The sequence below is a fragment of the Nonomuraea aurantiaca genome (assembly GCF_020215705.1).
Lineage (GTDB): Bacteria > Actinomycetota > Actinomycetes > Streptosporangiales > Streptosporangiaceae > Nonomuraea > Nonomuraea aurantiaca.
In genome coordinates this window covers 269,883-287,698 of the sequence record NZ_JAIWNB010000009.1, presented here as the reverse complement: position 1 = coordinate 287,698, position 17,816 = coordinate 269,883, and the positions used below count along the sequence as shown (strand labels likewise).

General features: G+C 67.9%; 15 protein-coding genes and 1 riboswitch. Of the genes, 11 read left to right on the top strand and 4 right to left on the bottom strand.

Going from position 1 to position 17,816, the window contains the following annotated elements; all coding sequences use genetic code 11:
- Nucleotides 1–75: 75 nt before the first annotated feature.
- Nucleotides 76–1,044, bottom strand: a complete 969-nt coding sequence (locus LDL49_RS23350; RefSeq protein WP_225293297.1) for an SAM-dependent methyltransferase — start codon at nucleotides 1,042–1,044, stop codon at nucleotides 76–78.
- Between the two features lie 193 nt (nucleotides 1,045–1,237).
- On the opposite strand from LDL49_RS23350, the gene LDL49_RS23345 reads away from it, so the two are divergent.
- From LDL49_RS23345 to LDL49_RS23330, 4 genes are all read left to right on the top strand, one after another.
- On the top strand, nucleotides 1,238–2,185 hold the full coding sequence (locus tag LDL49_RS23345; protein WP_504854014.1) for a Rossmann-like and DUF2520 domain-containing protein: 948 nt from the start codon (nucleotides 1,238–1,240) through the stop codon (nucleotides 2,183–2,185).
- A complete protein-coding gene (panC, locus tag LDL49_RS23340) occupies nucleotides 2,176–3,084 on the top strand; it encodes a pantoate--beta-alanine ligase (RefSeq protein WP_225293294.1) in 909 nt (302 codons plus the stop codon). Before LDL49_RS23345 ends, panC begins: the two co-directional genes overlap by 10 nt.
- Before the next feature lie 161 nt (nucleotides 3,085–3,245).
- Nucleotides 3,246–5,786 (top strand): L-aspartate oxidase, encoded by a 2,541-nt coding sequence (locus tag LDL49_RS23335; protein WP_225293292.1) that lies wholly within the window; start codon nucleotides 3,246–3,248, stop codon nucleotides 5,784–5,786.
- Between the two features lie 3 nt (nucleotides 5,787–5,789).
- The gene (locus LDL49_RS23330) at nucleotides 5,790–6,572 is read left to right on the top strand and encodes a type III pantothenate kinase (RefSeq protein WP_225293290.1); all 783 of its coding nucleotides are present in this window, start codon (nucleotides 5,790–5,792) and stop codon (nucleotides 6,570–6,572) included.
- Nucleotides 6,573–6,636: 64 nt separating this feature from the next.
- Here LDL49_RS23330 and LDL49_RS23325 read toward each other — a convergent pair whose 3' ends face one another.
- Nucleotides 6,637–7,107, bottom strand: a complete 471-nt coding sequence (locus LDL49_RS23325; protein WP_225293289.1) for a hypothetical protein — start codon at nucleotides 7,105–7,107, stop codon at nucleotides 6,637–6,639.
- 147 nt (nucleotides 7,108–7,254) lie between these two features.
- On the opposite strand from LDL49_RS23325, the gene lysX reads away from it, so the two are divergent.
- Together lysX and LDL49_RS23315 are read left to right on the top strand one after the other, a co-directional pair.
- Nucleotides 7,255–8,736, top strand: a complete 1,482-nt coding sequence (lysX, locus tag LDL49_RS23320; RefSeq protein ID WP_225293287.1) for a bifunctional lysylphosphatidylglycerol synthetase/lysine--tRNA ligase LysX — start codon at nucleotides 7,255–7,257, stop codon at nucleotides 8,734–8,736.
- 573 nt (nucleotides 8,737–9,309) lie between these two features.
- Nucleotides 9,310–9,522, top strand: coding sequence for a LuxR C-terminal-related transcriptional regulator (locus LDL49_RS23315; protein WP_214641953.1), 213 nt, complete (start codon nucleotides 9,310–9,312; stop codon nucleotides 9,520–9,522).
- Nucleotides 9,523–9,591: 69 nt separating this feature from the next.
- Here the strand turns inward: LDL49_RS23315 and LDL49_RS23310 are convergent, their stop codons facing one another.
- On the bottom strand, nucleotides 9,592–10,542 hold the full coding sequence (locus LDL49_RS23310; protein WP_225293285.1) for a C40 family peptidase: 951 nt from the start codon (nucleotides 10,540–10,542) through the stop codon (nucleotides 9,592–9,594).
- 98 nt (nucleotides 10,543–10,640) lie between these two features.
- A riboswitch (cyclic di-AMP (ydaO/yuaA leader) is annotated at nucleotides 10,641–10,801 on the bottom strand.
- A 288-nt stretch (nucleotides 10,802–11,089) separates the two neighbouring features.
- On the opposite strand from LDL49_RS23310, the gene LDL49_RS23305 reads away from it, so the two are divergent.
- The gene (locus LDL49_RS23305) at nucleotides 11,090–11,647 is read left to right on the top strand and encodes an amino-acid N-acetyltransferase (protein ID WP_225293283.1); all 558 of its coding nucleotides are present in this window, start codon (nucleotides 11,090–11,092) and stop codon (nucleotides 11,645–11,647) included.
- Nucleotides 11,648–11,669: 22 nt separating this feature from the next.
- Here the strand turns inward: LDL49_RS23305 and LDL49_RS23300 are convergent, their stop codons facing one another.
- Nucleotides 11,670–12,542 (bottom strand): hypothetical protein, encoded by an 873-nt coding sequence (locus LDL49_RS23300; protein WP_225293281.1) that lies wholly within the window; start codon nucleotides 12,540–12,542, stop codon nucleotides 11,670–11,672.
- Here LDL49_RS23300 and LDL49_RS23295 point away from each other — a divergent pair.
- From LDL49_RS23295 to LDL49_RS23280, 4 genes are all read left to right on the top strand, one after another.
- Nucleotides 12,537–13,058, top strand: a complete 522-nt coding sequence (locus tag LDL49_RS23295; protein WP_225293279.1) for an RDD family protein — start codon at nucleotides 12,537–12,539, stop codon at nucleotides 13,056–13,058. The two genes, LDL49_RS23300 and LDL49_RS23295, sit on opposite strands and share 6 nt — an antisense overlap.
- Nucleotides 13,059–13,166: 108 nt before the next feature.
- Nucleotides 13,167–13,658 carry an RDD family protein gene (locus LDL49_RS23290; RefSeq protein ID WP_225293278.1) on the top strand — a complete coding sequence of 164 codons (492 nt, stop codon included), beginning with the start codon at nucleotides 13,167–13,169 and terminating at the stop codon, nucleotides 13,656–13,658.
- Nucleotides 13,659–14,168: 510 nt separating this feature from the next.
- Nucleotides 14,169–14,501, top strand: a complete 333-nt coding sequence (locus LDL49_RS23285) for a histone-like nucleoid-structuring protein Lsr2 (RefSeq protein WP_225293276.1) — start codon at nucleotides 14,169–14,171, stop codon at nucleotides 14,499–14,501.
- Nucleotides 14,502–15,254: 753 nt separating this feature from the next.
- Complete coding sequence (locus LDL49_RS23280) at nucleotides 15,255–17,762, top strand: ATP-dependent Clp protease ATP-binding subunit (protein WP_225293275.1); 2,508 nt, start codon at nucleotides 15,255–15,257, stop codon at nucleotides 17,760–17,762.
- Nucleotides 17,763–17,816: the final 54 nt, after the last annotated feature.

Here is a 17,816-nt window from a genome sequence, read left to right as displayed (position 1 = left end):
CCTCCCCAGAGACCCCCGCCACGACAGACCGTCACAGAGACCGAGACGGTCGTGGGACGGACCATCGCCGGTGGGTCACCGGCGGTCCTGGACGAGCCAGCCGAAGCCGCCGAGGCCCCTCGGGTCGATCAGCTCGCCCTCCTCCGAGGCGCGGGCCAGGGCCCGGAGATAGGCCGTCGGATCGGCATGGGCGAGGTCGATGGGCGGACGCGTGCCGGTGACCCCCAGAACCCTTAGCGCATCGCGCTGTGTGGACAAGCCTGTGGATATCGCACCGGCCCGCCGACCGGCCTCGGCGCACGCGTCGAGCGCCACGTGCGCGGTGATGTCGCAGGTACCGTCGGGGATCGGCGCCACGACCGCGCCATCGCGGTAGCCGGTGAGTGTGCCATGGCACGGACGGTTATCCACAGGGTGTGCATAATCGATGGCCACCGCGCGACCCCTCTTGAGCCGGGTCACCACGGCCGCCCAGGCGGCGTCGCGAGGGCACCCGATCTCCCCTCGGAAGCCGATGCGGCTCAGCGACGGCCACCACCGGTCGAGCCAGGCGCGGTCGGTGTCAGGCACGGGATCGCCCAGCCGTTCCTCACCCGTCTCGGTGTCGACCAGAACCAGCCGCGGCCCGTCGGCCGTCTGCTCGGCCACGTCGAGCGGGACGTTGTCCAGCCACTCGTTGGCGATCGCCAGCCCGGTGATGACGGAGGGGATCCGAGGGCGCCAGTCGATGCTCTTGGGCAGGTCGTCGGGTCTGGGCGAGAGGTCGACGGCGGTGATGTTGAGCCTGGCGCGCAGCCCGGCATCGGCGGCGTCGAGCACGCGGGCGACCAGGGCGCCCTCTCCGGCGCCTATATCGACCAGGTCGATGCTGTCCGGGGAGCCGAGCTCGGCGTCGACCTGGGTGAGCAGGGTCAGAACCGCGTCGGCGAAGGCGGCCGAGGCGCTGACCGACGTACGGAAGTGGCCCGAAGGGCGCTCGCGCAGGTAGAAACCGTCCTCGCCGTACAGCGCGTGCTGCATCGCGGCGCGCCAGGTGAGCCACATGCCCTGGACTATCTCATGAAGTAAGCCCCCCCCAAGGGCTCTACGCGGGCGTCGGGTCGACAACTCGGCGCCCGCCACCACGAGATGAAACCCCTCTCCTCATCTCTTCCGACAGGGGGTGCATGTTTTGTGTGCCCTTGTCCCTTTTGTGGGTAACTCAACATGCGGCAAAAGCCTGGTCACGTACCTAGTCGTGGACGGCCGTTACTCTGGGCGGCAGTGCCATCAGGGTCGACAGGGGTGGGACGTCATGGACGCAGGGGATCGGCCGGCGCGGCTGGCCGTGGGCGTGCTGGGCGCGGGCAAGGTGGGTTCGGTGCTGGGTGCCGCACTGGCGCAGGCCGGGCACCATGTGGTCGCCGCCAGCGGTGTCTCCGACGCCTCGCACCGGTGGGCGGCGGAGCGGCTCGGCGTGCAGCCGACCCGGCCCGAGGAGGTCGTCAGGACGGCTGAGCTGATCCTGCTCACCGTGCCCGACGACGCGCTGCCCGATCTGGTCAACGGTCTGGCGTCGACCGGCGCGGACCTGCAGGGCAAGCTGCTCGTGCACACCAGCGGCGCCTACGGGCTTTCGGTGCTGGAGCCGGCCGCCAGGGCGGGCGCGCTGCCGCTCGCGCTCCATCCGGTGATGACGTTCACCGGGAGGGACGACGACCTCAACCGCATCACCGGCATCTCGTTCGGCGTGACCGCGCCCGACATGCTCAGGCCCATCGCCGAGGCCCTGGTCATCGAGATGGGCGGCGAGCCGGTCTGGATCGCCGACGCCGACCGTGCCCTCTACCACGCGGCCCTGGCCGGGGCGGCCAACCACATGGTCACGCTCATCGCCGAGTCGCAGGAGCTCCTGCGAGGCATCGGCGTGGAGCATCCGGGCATCATGCTCGGCCCGCTGCTCGGCGCGGCGCTCGACAACGTGCTGCGGCTCGGCATCGCCGGGCTGACCGGTCCCGTGGTACGGGGCGACGCGGGCACCGTGCGCAAGCATGTCGACGCGCTGATCCTGGCGGCCCCCGAGGCGGCCGACGCCTACATCGCCCTCGCTAGGCTCACGGCGGACCGCGCGCTCGCCGCGGGGCTGCTGAAGCCCGAAGAGGCCGAGCGCCTGCTCGACGCGCTCGGAGGCAACATATGGACCTGATCGTCGCCAAGAACCGCACCGACCTGGTCAAAGCGCGCGGCGAGGGGAGCATCGCGCTGGTGCCCACCATGGGTGCGCTGCACGAGGGTCACCGCTCCCTGATCCGCGAGGCCCGCGTCCGCGCCGACCACGTCGTGGTCAGCATCTTCGTCAATCCTCTGCAATTTTCGCCAAACGAGGATTTTTCCCGCTATCCACGGACGTTCGACGCGGACCTGGAGGCGTGCCGGGCCGAAGGCGTGGACGTCGTCTTCGCCCCGTCCGCCGATGACATGTATCCCCCTGGCCGCCAGGTCAGCGTCCAGTCGGGCGAGATGGGCACGATCGTCGAGGGCGCCGTCCGGCCCGGCCACTTCGACGGGGTGCTCACGGTCGTGCTCAAGCTGTTCAACCTCGTCCAGCCCGACGTGGCGGTCTTCGGGCAGAAGGACGCCCAGCAGCTCGCCATGATCCGCAGGATGGTCACCGATCTCGACCTGCCGATCGACATCGTCGGTGCGCCGACCGTCCGCGAGCCCGACGGCCTGGCGCTGTCGAGCCGCAACCGCTACCTGTCCGCCGACGAGCGGCAGGTCGCCCTCACGCTCTCCAGGGCCCTGCGGGCGGGCGCGGCGGAGGCAGTCTCGGCCACGGCCCTTAAGGAGGGGGCGGAGCCTGTCCCGGCCACGGCCCTTCCGGAGGGGGCGGAGCCTGTTCCGGCCAGGATCCGCGCGGCGGCGCTGGCCGTACTCGAGGACGCGGCTCCGCGGCTGGCGCTCGACTATCTGGTGCTCGTCGATCCGGCCACGTTCGCCGAAGTGAGCGAGTCATACCGGGGGGAGGCGGTGCTGGCGGTGGCCGCCAAGGTCGGCACCACCCGGCTGATCGACAATGCCGTCCTGTCGCTCGATCCGAGCTGACAGAGGGCCACTTCCAGCCGGCTTCGGCCGACGCGCTCGGCCGGGGTGGGGTCTCGCCGCGGCCACTCGCGTGCCTGGAGTACTGAGCCACCCCTGGGAATCACCATCCCCATGCGTGGGTTATCGTCATGTTGACGAAATCGCCTCTATGAGGAGACTCCATGAGCGCACCGGCGATTCCCCTCCGACTGACGGCCCCCGATCCCGGCTGGATCGCCGAGGCGGACCTGGTCGTCGTAGGCTCCGGCATCGCCGGGCTGACCGTGGCCCTGCGCTATGCCGAGCTGGATCCCGCGGCCAAGGTCCTCGTCGTCACCAAGGACGTGCTCTCGTCCGGATCGACCCGGTGGGCCCAGGGCGGGATCGCGGCCGTGCTCGATCCGCACGACAGTCCCGAGGAGCATCTGAACGACACGCTGATCGCCGGAGTGGGCCTGTGCGACGTGCGGGCCGTACGGACGCTGGTGACCGAGGGGCCGGGCGCGCTGCGGCGGCTGATGGAGCGCGGCGCCCGGTTCGACCGGACCCCCGACGGCGAGCTCCAGCTCACCCGGGAAGGCGGTCACCGGCGTGACAGGATCGTGCACGCGGGCGGCGACGCCACCGGAGCCGAGGTGCAGCGGGCGCTGGTCGAGGCGGTCAGGGCGGGCGCGGTGGAGGTCATCGAGCACGCGCTGGTCCTCGACCTGCTGACGGACGCGCGCGGCCGGGCCAGGGGCGTGACGCTGCACGTCATGGGCGAGGGCGCCCGCGACGGCGTGGGCGCCGTGCACGCGCGGGCGGTCGTGCTGGCCACCGGCGGCATGGGTCAGGTGTACGCGTCCACCACGAATCCCGTCGTCTCCACCGGCGACGGCGTCGCGCTCGCGCTCAGGGCGGGGGCCGTGGTGCGCGACATCGAGTTCGTCCAGTTCCATCCCACAGTCCTGTGGCTCGGCGAGGAGTCGACCGGGCAGCAGCCGCTGATCTCCGAGGCGGTCAGGGGCGAGGGCGCCTTCCTGATCGACCACGAGGGCCGCGCATTCATGAGCGGAGTGCACGAGCTGGCCGACCTGGCGCCGCGCGACGTCGTCGCCAAGGCGATCACGCGGACGATGCGCGAGAGCGGGCAGAGCCACGTCTTCCTCGACGGCCGCCACTTCGGCGCGGACCGGTGGAAGACCCGCTTCCCCACGATCTACGCGGTCTGCCGCGAGCACGGCATCGACCCGGCCACCGAGCCCATCCCCGTCGCCCCGGCCGCCCACTACGCCAGCGGCGGGGTCAGGACCGATCTGCACGGCCGTACCTCCATCGAGGGCCTCTACGCGTGCGGCGAGGTCGCGTGCACGGGCGTGCACGGCGCGAACAGGCTCGCGTCCAACTCGCTGCTAGAGGGCCTGGTCTTCGCCGAGCGCATCGCCGCGGACATCCACGCGGTGAGCGGGGCCGAGGAGCCGGCGTCGGTACGGCCGGGGCCGGGCGAGGTGGTCGCGAGCCGGGCGGCCACGGGTCTGGCCGACCCGCGGATCCGCGGCAAGGTCCAGGCCCGCATGAGCGGGGGAGCGAGCGTCCTGCGCAGCCGCGAGTCGCTCGCGGAGACGGCGCGGGCCCTCCGCGACGCCCGGTGGACCCCGGTCCAGGTGCCGCCCTGCACGGAGTCGTGGGAGGCCACGAACCTGCTGACCGTCGCCACCGTGCTGGTGGGCGCGGCCCGGGCCCGGTTGGAGACCCGCGGCTCGCACTGGCGCGAGGACTTCCCCGAGCGGGACGACAATGACTGGCTGGGCCACCTGGACGTGACCCTGACCGAGGAGGGGCCCCAGATGACGTACACGCCGCAGGGCGACACCACGCCGCCGCGGGTGGCGCAGGAGCTCGCCGCCGCCGGGCTGGATCCGGCGGAGATCGACGCGCTGATCGACCGGGCCCTCGCCGAGGACCTGCAGGAGGCGGGCGACGTGACGAGCCTGGCCACCATTCCGGCGGAGCAGCGCGCGGTCGCGGACGTGGTGGCCCGCAGGGACGGCATCGTCGCCGGGCTGGCCGTGGCCGAGGCGGTGTTCGTCCGGCTGGGCGCGGCCCGTGCGGAGCGGCGGGCCAAGGACGGCGAGCACGTCCGGGCGGGCGACGTACTGATGACCGTGGAGGGCCCGGTCAGGGGGCTGCTGACGGCGGAGCGCACCGCGCTCAACCTGCTCACGCACCTGTCCGGCATCGCGACGCTGACCGGCAGGTGGGTCGAGGCGGTCAGCGGCACCCGGGCGCGGGTGCGTGACAGCCGCAAGACGCTGCCCGGGCTGCGGGCGCTGGAGAAGTACGCGGTGCGCTGCGGCGGTGGCGTCAACCACCGGATGTCCCTGTCGGACGCGGCGCTGATCAAGGACAACCACGTGGTGGCCGCCGGCGGCGTGGCCGAGGCGTTCCGCGCGGTGAGAGAGCGCTATCCGGACCTGCCGATCGAGGTGGAGGTGGACCGGATTGACCAGCTCGGTCCGGTGCTCGAAGAAGGCGCCGAGGAGATCCTTCTCGACAACTTCACGGTCGAGGAGACCGCCCAAGCCGTCCACATCGTGAGAAATCGGGCGAAGCTTGAGGCGAGTGGAGGGTTGACCTTGGAATCGGCCCGCGCTGTGGCCGAAACTGGCGTTGACTACCTTGCGGTGGGAGCGCTCACGCACTCGGCGCCGGCCCTCGACATCGCACTGGATCTACGGGGGTAATCGATGCTGCTCACGATCGACGTCGGCAACACGCACACGGTGCTCGGCCTGTTCGAGGGCGAGGAAGTCATCGAGCACTGGCGGCTGGCCACGGACGCCCGCCGCACAGCCGACGAGATCGCGGTCGTGCTCCAAGGGCTGCTCGCCCAGTCTCCATTGCTCAAGGGAGCCGATGTCAGCGGCATCGCGATCTGCTCGACCGTGCCGAGCGTGCTCAACGAGATGCGCGAGATGTGCCGCCGCTACTACGGCGACGTGACCGCGGTGATCGTGGAGCCGGGCATACGTACCGGTGTGCCCGTCCGCATGGACAACCCCAAGGAGGTCGGCAGCGACCGCATCGTCAACGCGCTGGCGGCCATCGACCAGTACGGCGGCCCCTGCGTCATCGTCGATTTCGGCACCGCGACCTCGTTCGACGCGGTGTCGGCCAAGGGCGAGTACATCGGCGCGGTCACCGCGCCCGGCATCGAGATCTCCGTCGACGCCCTGGCGGCGGCGGGCGCCCAGCTGCACAAGGTGGAGCTGGTCAGGCCGCGCTCGGTCATCGCCAAGAACACCGTCGAGGCGCTCCAGGCCGGCATCATCTACGGCTTCGCGGGCCAGGTCGACGGCATCGTCGAGCGGATGACGGCCGAGCTGGCCGACGACCCCGACGAGGTGACCGTGGTGGCCACCGGCGGGCACGCGGCGCTGGTGGTGGGCGAGTCGCGCTCGATCGACGTGCACGAGCCGTGGCTGACGCTGATCGGCCTGCGGCTGATCTACAACAGGAACACGGCATGAACAAGCGGCCCCCCGCTCGGGTGAGGGGGCCGCTTGCGTTCGTGGACCGTCTCTACCTGGCCGGTTACTCGGAGTCGCCGGTGTACAGGTCGCTCCAGCTGCCGCAGTTGCGCGGGTAGGAGCCGTGGAGGCCGATCTGGCAGACCTTCACGCGGAGGCTGGAGACGTCGTCGCTGTCGAAGGAGAAGCGCTTGAAGGCCGGGTAGCCGCAGTACTTCTTGGTGTAGACCGTCGACCAGTTGTCGTCGAAGTCGCTGGTCTGGAACTTCACGTACGCGCACTTGCCGCCCTCGTCGTAGCTGCGGTGGTCCAGGTCCCAGAGCTTGCCCTTGACGGTGATCGTGTTCGACTCGTGGTCGTCGTCGTCCCAGTCCACACTGACCCAGCCGGAGGCCTTGGCCTGGTAGTGCTGCGAGTAGACCGGACCCCAGGAGTCGGAGTCCGCGGTGCTGGCGCTGGCGGCCGACGGCAGCGCTAAGGCCAGCGCGCTCGTGGCGGCGACGGCGGCGAGGCCGGTCGCGAGCTTCTTCATCATGATCTCTCCTTGAGCTCCCCCTGGGCCGGCGCCTTGCCGGTTCCCCCCTGAGCTCGATGTGTCATTGGTACGGGAGAGTTCTTGCAGCCACCCTGCAGAGAGGTGACGAGCCCTTGCAGTTCGCCATATCCCCTACTCTTTGATGCTGTGAGCGACGAACTTCCCGAGCAGATGCGCATCCGGAGGGAGAAGCTCGACCGCCTTCGCAGTGAGGGCGTCGATCCTTACCCGGTGACCTTTCCCCGCACGGCGACCAACGCCGAGGTCAGGGAGAAATACCAGGCCCTCGGCCCGGACACCGCGACCGGCGACAAGGTCGGTGTCGCGGGCCGTGTCATGCTCAACCGCGTGGGCGGCAAGCTCTGCTTCGCCACACTCCGCGACGGCAGCGGTGACCTGCAGGTGATGATCTCGCTCGACAAGGTCGGCGAGGAGTCCCTGGCGGCCTGGAAGCGCGACGTCGACCTGGGCGACCACGTGGGCGTGGAGGGCGAGGTCATCACCTCCCGCCGCGGCGAGCTGTCGATCCTGGCCGACCGCTGGCAGATCACCGCCAAGTGCCTGCGCCCGCTGCCGGAGAAGCACGTCGGCCTCACCGACCCCGAGGCCCGCGTACGCCAGCGCTACGTCGACCTCATCGTCAATGACGAGGCCCGGGAGATGGCCCGCATCCGCAGCGCCACGGTGCGCGCGGTGCGCGACTTCTGGCACGAGGAGGGCTACCTCGAGGTCGAGACGCCCATGCTGCAGCCGATCCACGGCGGCGCGGCGGCCCGGCCGTTCAAGACCCACATCAACGCGTACAACATGGAGCTCTACCTTCGCATCGCGATCGAGCTCTACCTGAAGCGGCTCGTGGTCGGCGGCATCGAGAAGGTCTTCGAGATCAACCGCAACTTCCGCAACGAGGGCGCGGACTCCACGCACAACCCCGAGTTCACGATGATCGAGGCGTACGGCACCTACCTCGACTACAACGACATGGCCGACCTGACCCAGCGGATGTACCAGAAGGCCGTCGTGGCCGCGCTGGGCACCTCTGTGGTCGTCCACGACGGCGTCGAGGTGGACCTGGGCATCCCGGAGTGGCCGCGCGTCACGCTGTACGGGGCGGTGTCCGAGGCGCTCGGTGAAGAGATCACCACCGACACCCCGCTGGAGCAGGTCCGGAAATTCGCCGACGGGCGCGACATCCACTGGGACCCGAAGTGGGGCCAGGGCAAGCTCGTCCAGGAGATCTTCGAGGCCCTCGTCGAGCACACGCTCATCCAGCCGACGTTCGTCATGGACTACCCGCTGGAGACCTCCCCGCTGACCCGCCAGCACCGCGACAACCCGCTGCTGACCGAGAAGTGGGACCTCATCGGGTTCGGCACCGAGCTGGGCACCGCCTACTCCGAGCTCGTCGACCCGGTCGAGCAGCGCCGGCGCCTGGTGGAGCAGTCACTGCTGGCCGCCGGGGGCGACCCGGAGGCCATGCAGCTCGACGAGGACTTCCTGCAGGCGCTTGAGTACGCCATGCCGCCCACGGGTGGCATGGGAGCCGGGATCGACCGGATGATCATGGCCTTCACCGGCAAGAGCATCCGGGAAACGATCTTGTTCCCGCTGGTCAAGCCGACCAACTGACCCGCCTGTCGTCGAAGGTCGGCCCGGCTCCCAAGCCGGGCCGCACCGGTCCGGTTCGCGCCGGGCGCGTACGGACGCTCGGGTTGACAGCGGTCCGATCTCCTGCGGCGAGTAGGAGAACGCGGGACCAGTTCCATCATGCCGGTCGGGGCGCCGAGCGGCCCATCTCTCGGCCGCCCGCGCCGGGCCGCGATGAGCGGCGCCTGCCTCCGAAGCCTGAACCGTTCATACTCCTTGGCGCGCGCTGCCGCCCCGGCCGCAAGCAGCCACATTTTCGATATTTCGCATATTGGATGCGAAGAACATTCGCGTTTTACGGGTGGTGGCCCAGCAGGTCCGTGTTGCTCGCCGGGAGCCGTTGTAAGGACGGCTGTGATCCCTCATCGGGCCCCGAAGTGTGCCGACATATGGCAAGTACTTCACCTACAGCGGATCATGTCAATGGCGATGGTCAGAGGGCAGTATTGGCTGGCTTGACGACCTTTCCAGAATGCGTTTACCGTCTGCGAGACGAGCTGCAGCCCTGCTCGGACATAGACGTCTCGAGTTCTGCTGTTGGGGGGAGGGCTCCCGATGTATGTGCTCACTGAAGGCGTCGAGCTTAGCCACGCGGATCTGGCGTTGCTGGCGGAGCTTGCCAAGGGGGTCACGGTTGATCGGGTTGGCAGGCGACTGGATATCAGCGGGCGCACGGTACGCCGAAGGCTACGGGGTATCTGCGACCGCATCGGAGTCGCCACCGCGATCGAGGCCGTGGCCTGGGCCGCCCGCCGCCAGCTCATCTGACCGCTCGACCGGCCCAGCCGCCAGGGCCCCGGCTCCGGCTGTCAGAGTGCTTGTCGTGGTGCCTGGAGGTCAGTCGGCGATGCGTACGGCGCCCGCGAACGGACGGCGGGCGATGGACGCGATGCGTACGACGTCGCCGGTCTGCGGCGCGTGGACCATCATGCCGCCGCCGATGTAGATGCCGACGTGGTGCAGGTCGCCATAGAAGAAGACCAGGTCGCCGGCGCGCAGCTCCTCCTTGGAGATGTGCCGCCCGGCCGTCCACTGGTCGCCCGTGTAGTGCGGCAGTGAGATCCCCACCCGCTGGTAGGCCGCCATCACGAGGCCGGAGCAGTCGTAGGAGGTCGGCCCCTCGGCGCCCCAGACGTACGGCTTGAGCTGCTGCGTGAGCGCCCACCTGGCGGCCGTGGCCGCCTTGCCGGCGCCGATGACCGGCAGGTCGACCCGCGTGGCCCGGGTGCCGGGACGGCCCGCCTCGCCGATCGCGCGCTTGAAGAGGCTGCTCTCGACCTTGGCGACGAGCTTGGTGATCTTGTCGCGCTTGGTGCCGAGGCTCGCGACGATCTTCTCTACCTCGTCGATGCGCGTCTTGGCGCTGGCCCTGGCCTGCTCGGCGGCCTGCCTGGCCGTGGTCACCTGGTTGACCTCGAAGCCCTGCTGCTGCTCCAGCGCGTAGGTGGTGGCCGCCCGGTCGAGGAAGCTCTCGGGGTCCTCGGAGGTGGCGAAGTTCAGGGCCTGGCCGAAGCCGCCGTTGATGTAGGCGTTCTGGCCCAGCATCGCGGCCTTGGCGCGCTTGGCGGCCAGATCGGCCTCACTGGTGGACAGCGTCTTCTGCGCAGCCTCAGCCGACTTCTTGGCGGTCTTGAGCTTCTCCCGCTGGCCGTTGAACTCCTCGCTGAGCGTCTCGATCTGGGTGTGGAGCTCCTCGGCCTGCTTGGACAGGTCCTTCAGCGAGGGCTTGGGATCGGCGACGGCGGAGCCGACGGGGACAGCGAAGAGGAGGGTGGCGACGGTCGCCACGATGACACCCAACCGGGTGGGGACCTTCCGGAGCTCCGGAGGGCGAGCGTGAGCGCCCGCCGGCTTCCCCTCGCGATCGCGGGTGTGCTTCACCAACCAGCTCCTCTCATCGGCGCCTACCGGGTTAGCTGACGGGTTCGGGCCGGAGCAGCCCTACCGAACGACTCGCTCGGATTCACCCCATGGGTGGTGGCGGCGGGATGAGGTCGCCACCGGCGGGTCCCCGGCTCCCCTTGCGGGGATTGGGCGCGTCTCCACGCTGGCTCGCGTGGGTGACATCGTCGCTGGACACTAGTGCACTCCGGGTTCGTGCTCAACCAGAACTGCCAAGTCTGTAGAGGTTTCGCAACCGAAGGGTCACGAGGGGATCTCGTGCTTGGCGGTACTGCACAAACTTTATGTCCTTTTTGCACCAAGTTCGTCAAGCCATGGAAGCCTAAGAGCCAAGGGATCCCTCATCGTGCTCGATCAACCACGAGATGTCATGAGATGGGAGAGACGTCAGAGTTAGGGGGAGGCCGTAATCGGATCTGTACGCTGGAGACCCATGGAGCAGGTCGCCGAAGTGACAGTCCCGGACACGGAAGTCGTCGTCCGGCGTGCCCGCACGCCGGATGTCAGGACGATCCGTCGCCTGGTCGACACTTACGCGGGCGCCGGATCCCGGCTTCTGGAGAAGGCCACCGTCACGCTGTACGAGGACGTGCAGGAGTTCTGGATCGCCGAGCGCGGCGGCCAAGTGGTCGGCTGCGGCGCGCTGCACGTGCTTTGGGAGGATCTCGCGGAGATTCGCACGGTGGCCGTCGATCCGGAGTACCTGGGCCTCGGAATCGGGCACCGGATCGTCTCTTCCTTGATCAAAACGGCCCGGGAACTCGGCCTGCGCCGGGTTTTCTGTCTGACTTTTGAGGTGGACTTTTTCGCGAGGCATGGATTCCGCCCCGTACAGGGCACCCCGGTCTCACCCGAGGTCTATGCGGAGCTGCTGGCCTCGTACGACGAGGGTGTCGCCGAGTTCCTCGACCTCGAACACGTCAAGCCCAACACCCTGGGGAACACCCGCATGCTTCTCCACCTGACATCGGGTGACGCGGACCTTGACTAATGGGAAAGGTGATTGTTGATACCTATGTCGATACGTTGGGCAGCACAGGCATGTGTCCTGACACGTGCCACATGCGCACTCGAAGCGAGGTGACACGGTGAGCACCGGACAGCCGCCGTATCCACAGGACGAATCCGGCGAGAACTCTGCGCCTGGCGGGACTGAATACGGACATCACAACGCGGGCCGTCCCTATGGCGAGCCCGACCCGGATGCGACGGTCGTTGGCTACCGGGCGGATGACGCCTACGGTCAGCAACCCAACTACGGGCAGCAGCCGAACTACGGCCAACAGCCGCAGTACGGCCAGCAGCAGCAGCCTGGCTACGGCCAGCAGCCGCAGCAACCGCAGTACGGCCAACAGCCGCAGTACGGGCAGCAGCCCGGCTACGGCCAGCAACCCGAATACGGCCAACAGCCCGGATACGGTCAACAGCAGGCTTCGGGTCAGCAACCCGAGTACGGCCAGCCCAACTACGGTCAGCAGCCGCAATCGCAACCCGGTTACGGCCAGCAACCGCAATCCCAGCCTGGTTACGGCCAGCAGCCCGGTTACGGGCAGCAGCAGCCGTCCCAGCCGGGCTATGGTCAGCAGCCGCAATCGCAACCCGGTTACGGCCAGCAGCCCAGTTACGGGCAGCAGCCGCCGTCGGGCCAGCAGCCCGGCTACGGCCAGCAGCCCGGCTACGGTCAGCAACCTGGTTATGGGCAGCAGCAGCCGTCCCAGCCGGGCTATGGCCAGCAGCAGCCGTCGCAACCCGGCTACGGCCAGCAGCAGTACGGTCAGCCGGACTACGGTCAGCAGCAACAGCAGTACGGCCAGCAGCCCGCCTACGGGCAGCAGCAGTACGGCCAGCAGCCAGGCTACGGTCAGCCGCAGCCACACGGCGTGCAACCGCCAGGCGCCCCGGCCCCGCTCGCCGAGTGGTGGCAGCGGCTCGTGGCGAGGATCATCGACGGTGTCATCTTCGGCATCGCGAACTGGGTGATCGGTCTCGTTTTCGGGGCCATCCTGCTCGCCGGCTACAACTCCGCGACCGGCACGACGACCGGCCTGCTGGGGGCGACCGCCTACGGCATTGTGGTGGCCATCGTGATGACGGCGGTGTACGTCGCCTACGAGTTCTTCATGACCAAGATGAGCGGCCAGACGGTCGGCAAGATGGTCATGGGGATCAAGATCGTGCCGACGGGCACCATGCTGCCTCCGGGCGGCCTGCCGAACGACGTGGCGCTCAAGCGGGCCGGTGGCACCTGGGGTGGATACATTCTCGGCATCATCCCGTTCGTCGGGTCGCTGCTCGGCGGGATCGTCGTCGCGCTGAACGGTGCCTCCCAGCTCTGGGACAAGCCGCTGCAGCAGACGTTCGCCGACAAGTTCAGCAACACGGTGGTAGTGAAGATCAAGTAGTCTTCGCGGACGCGAAACAGAGGCTGGCCACCGGTCAGCCTCTGTTTTGTATGTGCGGGCGGTACCAAAATGGGTAGCGGTCGGTTCGCCGAAGGGGCGAGGTGGGTTATGGCCGGGTTGCCGCCGTGGAGTGACGCAGTCCCCGCGGAATGGTGGGAACGCCTGGCCGCCCGGCTCATTGAAGCCCTCGTCTTCGGTGTCTTCTATTACATTCTGTTCATGGTGCTGTGGGGCGCCTTCCGAACTGTCGGGCTGCTGGAGGTGTTCGACAGCCGGTTGCCCGGCGTGTTCGCCTGGCTGCTCGGCGGGCTGGGATATACGGTCTATGACTGGGCCGCGCATTCCATGAGCGGCCGTACGTTCGGCAAGGCGATCATGAGGATTCGCCTGGAGCAGCCGGGCGGCCTTCGGCGCGGTGCTCTGCTGAAACGAGCCCTGGTCTATCCGGGAGCGGCGATGGTCATGGGCATTCCGGTGCTCAATGTGCTGGCCGGAATCTTCGTCTTCGGCGTCGGGATCCTCATCTTGATCGACAAGCCGCTGCAGCGTGGGCCGCACGACAGGCTCGCCGGAACGCGGGTGATCAAAGATCTTCGCTGAGCCTTGTGAGCCTGGACGGAAGTCTTTCCGCAAAATTTTCGCTTGATCCGGTAAGGAGCCTGGAGAGACTGGCATTAGGCTATGGGACGTCCGGGTTGCCGGATGTTGGCGCCTGTGGCACAGGGACGGCATCCATGTACCACTATGGTCAGGTGCGGGCGGTTGTCCACCTCGTGAGGCATGAGGGGCGCTCATGCCCAGGCCGCTTGTGGATAAAGCGCCCATCGAAACCCCCGTCCGCTGTGGAGGCGAGGACGAATGCAGGCCCTTACCGACGTATTGTCAGCGCTGATCCCGCCGGTGGTGGTGGGCGCCGCCTTCATCTTTGGCGTAGTGAAGTTGGTCCGATCCGAGGCCGCTGGACGCCGTCCAAACCGCCAGGATCAGGCCGAGAACCACAACTGAGCCGCGGGTCAGCAGAATCCTTGTAGCGCTGAATTGTCTCCGCGCCTTTCCGGGTATATGTTTGCCCTGGCGAATGAAACAATGCTCCGCGAAAGGATTGCGTAGATGGCCAAGCAGATCCAGGAGATTCTCATCGATGACCTCGATGGGGGCGAGGCCAATGAGACGGTCAGCTTCGCTATTGACGGCTCCTCCTATGAGATTGACCTGAGCGACCTTAACGCCAAGAAGCTGAGGGACGCGCTCACGCCTTTCGTACAGCACGCTCGTCGGTCCGGTGCCGTGACCGCGCGTCGGCGCGGTCGTGGCGGGCAGCGTGCGATGAGCCGCGAGAAGAGCTCGGAGATCCGGCAGTGGGCCAAGGCTCACGGTCTGCCGGTGAGCGAGCGTGGCCGAATCGCCTCTACCGTGGTGGAGAAGTACGAACAAGCTCACTAGAGAGCCATCTCCTGACCATGCGCTTATGCCGCTCGCCTAAGAACCCCGGCGAACGCCATAAGCGCATGATCATTTGCGGCTGCTTCTCAAATGCTGGACGTTCGTGACGGCGATCTTCTAATCGCCCATATGTGATCATTTTGGGCTGCCCGCTCGGTCGATTCCGGGCGGTTTTCTGACGTGGTGCGTTCCAGCCCCGGTGTGGGCTCCCCGGTGCCACGACGGCCCGCGTCCGTAACCGCGACGGCCCGGATCGGTAACCTCGCTGACCGGATGGGCGATTTCGCGGCCTGCGGGCGCCGTACCGGGATCGAGATTTCGCCGCCTGCGGGCGCCCGTGCCCCGCGAGAGATTTCGCGGCCTGCGGGCCCCGTACCACGATCGATTGGCCGCGGGCGCGCTTCCTTACATAGGATGTTTGCGTATGGCTCAGGATGAGGCATCGGCGATGCGCGGGCGAGCCCTCTCCCCGGCACCGGCCGCAAGCTCATCCCTGTTGATCTGCCGGCGCCGTGGCGGCCAATTCCAGGCGCTTCACGGAAGCGTCCTAAACATCGTTCGCTTGCGGCGTATCGGGAACACGTAACCCCCGATCGGTAGTTGGATAGAGGGTGAACGCCCTGCTCCCGGGGAACGTCTCTGCTATAGAGCGTGTCAGTGGCAGTGGGCACGGTTCGCCGAGCCAGGGCTAGCATGCGGGATGACGGGACCGGATTTACCGGCCTGACTGACCGCTCTGTGAGGAGCGACGAGATGTTCGAGAGGTTCACCGACCGAGCAAGGCGGGTTGTCGTCTTGGCCCAAGAAGAGGCCAGGATGCTCAACCACAACTACATCGGCACTGAGCACATTCTTCTTGGTTTGATCCATGAAGGTGAGGGCGTAGCCGCCAAGGCTCTGGAGAGCCTGGGCATCAGCCTTGAAGGAGTGCGTCAGCAGGTCGAGGAGATCATCGGCCAGGGCCAGTCGGCTCCGTCGGGGCACATTCCGTTCACCCCGCGGGCCAAGAAGGTTCTTGAGCTGTCGCTCCGTGAGGCTTTGCAGCTGGGTCACAACTACATCGGCACCGAGCACATCCTGCTCGGGCTCATCCGTGAGGGTGAGGGTGTGGCCGCCCAGGTGCTGGTCAAGCTTGGAGCCGATCTCAACCGTGTCAGGCAGCAGGTCATCCAGTTGCTCCACGGTTACCAGGGCAAGGAGCCGGCCGCCGCGGGCGGTCCGCAGGAGTCGGCCCCGTCGACCTCCCTGGTGCTCGACCAGTTCGGCCGCAACCTGACCCAGGCCGCCCGCGAGGGCAAGCTGGATCCGGTCATCGGCCGTGAGAAGGAGATCGAGCGGGTCATGCAGGTCCTCTCCCGGAGGACCAAGAACAACCCGGTTCTGATCGGCGAGCCCGGCGTCGGCAAGACCGCCGTCGTCGAGGGCCTGTCACAGAAGATCGTCAGGGGCGAGGTGCCCGAGACGCTGAAGGACAAGCAGCTCTACACCCTTGACCTCGGCGCTCTGGTGGCGGGCTCGCGCTACCGCGGCGACTTCGAAGAGCGCCTGAAGAAGGTGCTCAAGGAGATCCGCACGCGCGGCGACATCATCCTGTTCATCGACGAGCTGCACACGCTCGTCGGCGCGGGCGCGGCCGAGGGCGCGATCGACGCGGCCAGCATCCTCAAGCCGATGCTGGCGCGTGGCGAGCTGCAGACCATCGGTGCCACGACCCTCGACGAATACCGCAAATACCTGGAGAAGGACGCCGCTCTGGAGCGGCGCTTCCAGCCGATCCAGGTGGCCGAGCCCTCGCTCAGCCACACGATCGAGATCCTCAAGGGTCTGCGCGACCGCTACGAGGCCCACCACCGGGTGTCCATCACCGATGGCGCGCTGGTGGCCGCCGCGCAGCTGGCCGATCGCTACATCAGCGACCGCTACCTGCCCGACAAGGCGATCGACCTCATCGACGAGGCCGGTTCGCGGATGCGCATCCGCCGGATGACCGCTCCGCCGGACCTGCGCGAATACGACGAGAAGATCGCCAACGTCCGCAGGGACAAGGAGTCCGCGATCGACGCGCAGGACTTCGAGAAGGCGGCGGCGCTCCGTGACCAGGAGAAGCAGCTCCAGCTCAAGCGCGAGCGGCGCGAGAAGGAGTGGAAGGCCGGCGACATGGACGTCGTGGCCGAGGTCACCGAGGAGCTCATCGCCGAGGTCCTGGCGACGGCTACCGGCATCCCGGTCTTCAAGCTGACCGAGGAGGAGTCGCAGCGCCTGCTCCGCATGGAGGACGAGCTGCACAAGCGGATCATCGGCCAGGACGACGCCATCAAGGGCCTGTCCAGGTCGATCCGGCGCACCCGCGCCGGGCTGAAGGACCCGCGCCGTCCCGGTGGCTCGTTCATCTTCGCCGGCCCGTCCGGTGTCGGTAAGACCGAGCTGTCCAAGGCGCTGGCGGAGTTCCTCTTCGGCGACGAAGACGCGCTGATCAGCCTGGACATGTCGGAGTTCATGGAGAAGCACACCGTCTCCCGGCTGTTCGGCTCGCCTCCCGGCTACGTCGGCTACGAGGAGGGCGGCCAGCTCACCGAGAAGGTGCGGCGCAAGCCGTTCTCCGTGGTCCTGTTCGACGAGATCGAGAAGGCCCACCCCGACATCTTCAACTCGCTGCTGCAGATCCTGGAAGACGGTCGCCTGACCGACGCCCAAGGCCGGGTGGTCGACTTCAAGAACACGGTCATCATCATGACCACCAACCTCGGCACCCGCGACATCTCCAAGGGCATCGGGGTCGGGTTCGCCAAGTCCAACGACGCCGACTCCAACTACGAGCGGATGAAGGCCAAGGTCCAGGAGGAGCTCAAGCAGCACTTCCGGCCCGAGTTCCTCAACCGTGTCGACGACATCGTGGTCTTCCACCAGCTGACGCCGGCGGAGATCATCCTGATCGTGGACCTGATGCTCGCTCAGGTCGACGCTCGGATGAAGGACCGCGACATGGGGCTCGACGTCTCGCCCGAGGCCAAGCAGCTGCTGGCCGACCGCGGTTACGACCCGGTCATGGGTGCCCGGCCGCTGCGCCGGACCATCCAGCGCGAGCTCGAGGACTCGCTGTCGGAGAAGATCCTGTACGGCGAGCTCCGTCCGGGGCAGATCGTCAAGGTCACGATCGAGGGCGAAGGCGACGACGCGAAGTTCATCTTCACCGGTGAGGACGCGTCGACCAGCCAGGTTCCCGACTCGGCCGCGGCGATCGCTGCGCCGATCAAGAACTGACGGCGCCCCAGTTCGACCCGGTAACCCCCGTGTGAGAGATCACACGGGGGTTCC

What these genes read in the sequence shown, in the direction of transcription:
- LDL49_RS23350 (WP_225293297.1), bottom strand. Translation starts at nt 1,044, where the DNA reads ATGTGGCTCACCTGGCGCGCCGCGATGCAGCACGCGCTGTACGGCGAG.
- panC (WP_225293294.1), top strand. Translation starts at nt 2,176, where the DNA reads ATGGACCTGATCGTCGCCAAGAACCGCACCGACCTGGTCAAAGCGCGC.
- LDL49_RS23335 (WP_225293292.1), top strand. Translation starts at nt 3,246, where the DNA reads ATGAGCGCACCGGCGATTCCCCTCCGACTGACGGCCCCCGATCCCGGC.
- LDL49_RS23330 (WP_225293290.1), top strand. Translation starts at nt 5,790, where the DNA reads ATGCTGCTCACGATCGACGTCGGCAACACGCACACGGTGCTCGGCCTG.
- LDL49_RS23325 (WP_225293289.1), bottom strand. Translation starts at nt 7,107, where the DNA reads ATGATGAAGAAGCTCGCGACCGGCCTCGCCGCCGTCGCCGCCACGAGC.
- LDL49_RS23315 (WP_214641953.1), top strand. Translation starts at nt 9,310, where the DNA reads ATGTATGTGCTCACTGAAGGCGTCGAGCTTAGCCACGCGGATCTGGCG.
- LDL49_RS23305 (WP_225293283.1), top strand. Translation starts at nt 11,090, where the DNA reads ATGGAGCAGGTCGCCGAAGTGACAGTCCCGGACACGGAAGTCGTCGTC.
- LDL49_RS23290 (WP_225293278.1), top strand. Translation starts at nt 13,167, where the DNA reads ATGGCCGGGTTGCCGCCGTGGAGTGACGCAGTCCCCGCGGAATGGTGG.
- LDL49_RS23285 (WP_225293276.1), top strand. Translation starts at nt 14,169, where the DNA reads ATGGCCAAGCAGATCCAGGAGATTCTCATCGATGACCTCGATGGGGGC.
- LDL49_RS23280 (WP_225293275.1), top strand. Translation starts at nt 15,255, where the DNA reads ATGTTCGAGAGGTTCACCGACCGAGCAAGGCGGGTTGTCGTCTTGGCC.